The 5,634-nt window shown below is 47.4% G+C and carries 5 protein-coding genes; 4 read left to right on the forward strand and 1 reads right to left on the reverse strand.

Annotation, left to right across the window (positions count from 1 at the left end):
* The 3 genes from A3750_RS26390 to A3750_RS19300 all read left to right on the forward strand — a co-directional run.
* The coding region (locus A3750_RS26390) for an efflux RND transporter periplasmic adaptor subunit (RefSeq protein ID WP_369819957.1) at nucleotides 1-455 on the forward strand (455 nt) is incomplete at its 5' end.
* Nucleotides 456-457: 2 nt separating this feature from the next.
* Nucleotides 458-3,520 (forward strand): efflux RND transporter permease subunit, encoded by a 3,063-nt coding sequence (locus A3750_RS19295; protein WP_068466457.1) that lies wholly within the window; start codon nucleotides 458-460, stop codon nucleotides 3,518-3,520.
* A gap of 99 nt (nucleotides 3,521-3,619) precedes the next feature.
* Nucleotides 3,620-3,907, forward strand: a complete 288-nt coding sequence (locus tag A3750_RS19300) for a hypothetical protein (protein WP_068466459.1) — start codon at nucleotides 3,620-3,622, stop codon at nucleotides 3,905-3,907.
* Nucleotides 3,908-3,975: 68 nt separating this feature from the next.
* On the opposite strand, the gene A3750_RS25420 is transcribed toward A3750_RS19300, so the two are convergent.
* Entirely contained in the window at nucleotides 3,976-4,119 is a 144-nt protein-coding gene (locus A3750_RS25420; RefSeq protein WP_156492259.1) for a hypothetical protein, read from the reverse strand.
* A gap of 219 nt (nucleotides 4,120-4,338) precedes the next feature.
* On the opposite strand from A3750_RS25420, the gene A3750_RS19305 reads away from it, so the two are divergent.
* Nucleotides 4,339-5,634, forward strand: a 1,296-nt coding sequence (locus A3750_RS19305; protein WP_156498755.1) for a DUF4158 domain-containing protein, incomplete at its 3' end; no start/stop codon positions are given.

The raw sequence follows: 5,634 nt of genomic DNA on the forward strand, positions 1-5,634 counted from the left end.
ATGCTCAATTTGATGCCATTCCGGAGCGTCAATTCCCACTTTCCGTAAAAGAAATCGCAACCGTCGCGGATGACGTTACTCAGACTTACACCGTGACCTTAACCATGGAAAACGTGGATGGGTATTCCATTCTCCCAGGGATGACGACCACCGTCACCGCAACACCTAAGAAGAATACTGACGATAAAGCGGCTTTGGGAGAGATCGTTGTGCCTAGTCAGAGTGTGATGGGTAACGGCTCAGAAGCGTTCGTTTGGGTCTTAGAGCCAGATCCAGATTCTGATGCTGGCAAAACTGATGTGGGCGTCATAAAGCGTGTAAATGTTGTAGTCGGAGAAGTGCTGCCAACGGGTTTGCAGATTTTGTCAGGCTTGGAGCGTGGAGAAAGTGTTGTTACAGCGGGGATGAGCAAACTCTCTGATGGACAACAAGTGCGTCTTCTGAAAGGACAGTAGTCGTGACTCTTACTAACGCAGCGATCACCAATAACCGAACTACGTGGATTTTATTTGCTGTCTTAATGCTCGCAGGCGTACAAGCATTCAAAGATCTTCCTCGTGCATATGATCCTGGTTTTATTATTCGAGCTGCACAAGTGGTCACTTACTTACCTGGCGCCTCTTCCGATAGAATGGAGGAGCTGGTAACTAACCAGATTGAGCAAGTTGTTCAAGAGATTCCAGAACTTGATTTCGTTACGAGTACGTCAAAGACCGGCGTATCGATTGTTGTTGCGAATATTAAAGAAAACTACACCAGTATGCGGCCGATTTGGGATGACCTGAGACGCAAGATTCAAGCGGTTACCCCGGATCTTCCCGAAGGTATTATTGGGCCAGTAGTCAATGATGAATTTGGCGACGTGTATGGCATTGTGATTGCGTTGACGGCGGAAGGGTATACCTACTCCGAGATGAAGACCATCGCAGACAATGCGCGAGATGATTTATTAAACCTAGAGGATGCTGCAAAGATCGATTTGCTCGGGATTCAGGACGAACGTGTCTTTGTTGAATATGACAACGCAAAACTGACTGAGCTGAACCTCTCTCCCGCTATTTTAAGTTCGATGATAAAAAGTCGGAATATCATTGTTCCGGGTGGCTCTATTGTCATTGGAAATGAACGAATAGAGCTCGAGCCATCCGGAAACTTCGAAACAGTGGATGACATTGGGAATACCATATTACCTATCCCTGGCAGCAAGAATGTTGTGTATTTGAGAGACATCGCCCGAGTTAAATCGGGTTACGTCGATCCGCCCTCATCCTTAGTGCGGTTCAAAGGGGAAGACGCAATTGGTATTGCTATCTCAATGCGTGAAGGCGGCAACAACATAGAGTTGGGTAACCAAGTTCAGCGAGAGCTTGCGCGATTATCCCAAGAGTATCCGATAGGCGTGGATTTCAATGTAGTGAATTTCTCGCCAAAGGAAGTTGATGACAAAGTGAAAGGATTTGTTCTAAACCTTTTGCAGGCAATTGCCGTCGTCGCAGCAGTCATGTTGCTTAGTTTGGGGCTGAGAACTGGATTGATTGTTTCGCTGTTGATTCCGGCTAGCATGCTGGCAGCGCTTTTAGTGATGATCAATTTAGAGATTGGCCTAGATCAGATCTCTTTGGCAGCGCTCATTATTGCACTAGGTATGCTCGTCGATAACGGCATTGTGATGTCGGAAAGTATTTTGGTGCAAATGAAAGAAGGTAAGTCGCCAATGGAGTCGGCGCTTTCTTCCGCGAACGAATTGAAAATGTCTTTGCTAACCTCCTCGCTTACAACAGCGGCAGCGTTTTTACCGATTTACTTGGCTGAATCCGCCGTGGGTGAATTTACGGCGTCACTATTTAAAGTGGTGACAATTACCCTATTGTGCTCTTGGCTTATTTCGATGACGGTCGTTCCGATGCTGTGTGTCCATTTCTTAAAGGTGGATGATCACGTTGGTAGCGAGTCATCGGCATGGCAGCAGCGCTATGAGCGATTTTTACGTGTCTGCTTGCGCTATCGCTCTTTGGTCTTGGTTGGTATTGCCGGCGCTTTTGTCGGAGCGGTATTGCTCATGCAGCAGGTGCCGAAGATATTCTTCCCGCCTTCGGATCGGCTTTACTTCAAAATGGAGGTTGAGTTTCCCATTGGCGCCGATATTGAAGCAACCGCGAGCATGACTGCTCTGTTCGATCGTTTTCTAGAGAAAAACCTAGAGGTCAACGAAGAGCGAGACTCAGGAGTCACGTCTTGGGTTTCTTACATTGGGCAGGGTGGCCCACGCTTTGTGCTCAATCATACTCCAGAGCCCGCTAGCCCAAATTATTCTTTGTTTATCATCAATGTGTCGGATCAGAGTGTTATTGATGAGAGTATGCGCGCGCTAGACGAGTTTGCGATTAATACGTTCCCTGACTTAAAAATCACCCTAAAGCGCATTGAAAACGGTACCCCGGTCAAAAATCCGGTTGAGTATCGATTGTATGCCGATGACGTTGAAACCTTGTTTGAGCGTGCCAACCAACTTAAGGCCAAGATGGCGTCGGTTCCTGAGTTACGCAACATCGTTGATGACTGGGGCATTCAGAGTAAAAAATTCGAGGTTGTCATTGATCAAGCTCGCGCGCGAAGAGCGGGCATTAGCAGTGAGGATATCGCTGTGTCGCTGCAAACCGGCCTCAGTGGTCTGGAGTTGACGGAGTATCGCAGAGGAGAAGATATTATTCCCGTTATGCTGCGCTCTCAAGCCGCTGACCGGCAAGACATTGCGAAGCTTGAGGGCTTGTCTGTTTATGTGCAGAGTTCGGGGGAGTCGTTGCCTTTGAAGCAGGTTGCCGATTTGCGTCTAATCTGGGAACCAGCAAAAATTCTTCGACGCGACCGCAAAAAATCGATCACGATCGGTGCTCAGCTCACAGGTGATGCGACGGCTATTGAGGGGTTTTCGCGAGTGACACCTTGGCTTGAAAAGCAAGCCAAAAAATGGGAACTAGGGTCTGGCTTTGAACTGGGCGGTGAGATTGAGAGCTCAGGAAAAGCCAACGACTCGATCACCGAAAAACTGCCTGTTGCTGCTTTTATAATTCTTATTCTACTGGTTGCTCAGTTCAACTCATTGCGTAAGTCAGCCATTATATTGGTTACCATTCCATTAGGCTTTATTGGTGTCTCTGTTGGCTTGTTTTTAGCGAATTCCTTTTTCGGTTTTATGACATTACTTGGCGTCATCTCTCTGGCAGGTATCGTGATTAATAACGCGATTGTTTTGTTAGAGCGAATCGATCTAGAAATAGAGGACAATGGATTAGCCCCCTTTGAAGCGATTCTTAGTGCAGGTAAACGTCGACTTAGGCCAATACTCCTTACTACTGCGACGACCGTTCTTGGGATGCTTCCTTTGTATTTTGGCGGAGGGTTAATGTGGGAGCCTATGGCGGTGGCTATTATTGCTGGCTTGCTATTTTCGACAGTGCTCACGTTGGTGCTAGTACCGGTTTTGTACTCTCTTCTTTATCGTGTGACAGAATGTAACTAGGGCTCGCTATTTGTAAATTTGCGTGATAACTTGCCTTTTCGGCAGCGGAGGGTTGTTCCTTTGCTCCGGTTTATAATCACAAATAGGATGGAGGTGCTTATGATGCCTGCCAATGAAGAGCGTGACGAGATCATTGTGGTAGAGGAAACGCTTGAGCTAGAGCAAAGTGGTTATTTTTACTTAGAAAACAGACAGTTTATTGGTCCTTTCGCTAGCCCCACGAAGGCAAAGGAAGCGGCCATGGAACATTGTCTAGGTACTGCTCCAGGCGAGTGTCGCGCTGTATATGAAGGCACTGTGCGGTTTAATCCGGTCACTGAGCTCAATGAAGCTCTAGCGGATATGCACCAATTAGCAGAACAAGAATCCTTGGAGACTCTTAATTAGCGAACACATGCTACTGTTATCAAAAAGGCGGCTCACAAGGCCGCCTTTTTCGTTTCTATCATATGCAGTTAAACCGTTGGGATATGCTCTGCAAGTTCGGTGAGTAAGAGAAGCGCGCTCTCACCGCTCATTTTATACGGGTCAAAATCTTGGCTGCTTCCGTAGGTTAGAATCATTTCCTGAGTAAGCGATGATGATGGCACATACGCCATGCTCCAGCTGCCAAAGTAGCGATAGTCGATGGACTCGTAGCTCAGAATAACTGCGTCGCTGTGCCTCGGATCCTTAAGGGGTCCTGGGGATTTTCCGTCTTAAAAAGACATAATCCTCTACAGCCCCCGTGGCTCCTGGCCTCCAGCGGGGTATTAACTTCCTCCTAGCCCTTAACTTGTCCCTTTCGGTTATTATGCTGAGCTTTTTAGGCATCAGATATGGCATATACCGAAAGGCTCCAGATCCTCATTGACGCAGAAATCAATGATTTGTACAGCCCTCCCAGTTTCACCCTCGAAGAACGTCGATTTTACTTTACTCTGAATGAGATGGAAGCCCGTGTCGCCAACGCTATCCGTAGCCGGGCTCACCGCTGTTTCTTTGTCGCTCTGTTGGGTTACTTCAAGTCCAGGCCTGTGGTTCTGAGTCCGAGTTTTGGCGATGTCGAAGAGGATTTGCGGTTTATCGCCAAAGAACAGTTGCCTGGTCCCGGTATCAGGCGCTTCTCATTGGATCAAAAGCAAAAGGATCGCCTATACCAGAAAATATTTGATCTCCTCAATTATCAAAAATGGCGGGATAGACAGGATCGAGGTTCCTTAATCACTCACTTACAGCAAACAGCTAAGTCGTGGGTTGAACCCCGGTATTTGTTCGATGCAACCACCGAGTATTTATCACTGCGTCGTATTGCAATTCCCAAATACACGGTGATGCAGACCGTGGTAAGCCAGGCGATGAAACAGGAACGAGAGCGTATTACTGCTTCGCTGCAAAACCAGTTATCAGGGAGGTTGTCGACTGAGCTCGCAAACTTGGTGGACGGAAAAGGGGCATTGCCTCTGTCTAAATTGAGGTTGTCTGCCAAGAACTTTACTCCTACGGAACTGGAAAAGGAGCTCAAGGTGAAACGATTAATCGAGCCTTGGATGAGTGAAGTTAACACCGTGGTTAAAGCCTTGTCGCTCTCAATAAAAAACCAACAGCACTTTGCTTCGATGGTTGATTATTATGGAAGTAAGATCAAGCGTTTTGACCGAGCTATTCAACAGCTATATTTACTGTGCTATCTGCAGGAGCGTGCCGAGCAAAATAGTGAGCGTCTGGCCGACGGTTTTGTCTACCACATTCGGAAAGTCCATGAGCAGGCCAAAGTGTACGCGAAAGAGGCAGCCTACCGGGACTGGGAAGGCGCTGCTGCCAATATCAGCAAGGCTGCGGAATTGCTCCATCTTTTTATTGATAACTCCATCGATGAAAAACAGCCTTTTGGTGCTGTAAAACGGGAGGCTCAAAAGCTGCTTAAATGTCGGGATATCGAGTCATTGTGCCTGTATCTTAACAAGCAAAAACGCGCACTTGATGATTATTACTGGGAATACTATGACCAACAAAAGCCGCTGTTAGAGAAGGTGCTACGGCCAATCTTCCAGTGTCTAGCCTTCCAGGCTACTGAGAACACACAGGCCCTGGCTACACAGCTAGCCGTCACTAAGGGCGAGTTAGCCACTGGT

It is taken from the genome of Oleiphilus sp. HI0079 (genome assembly GCF_001635105.1).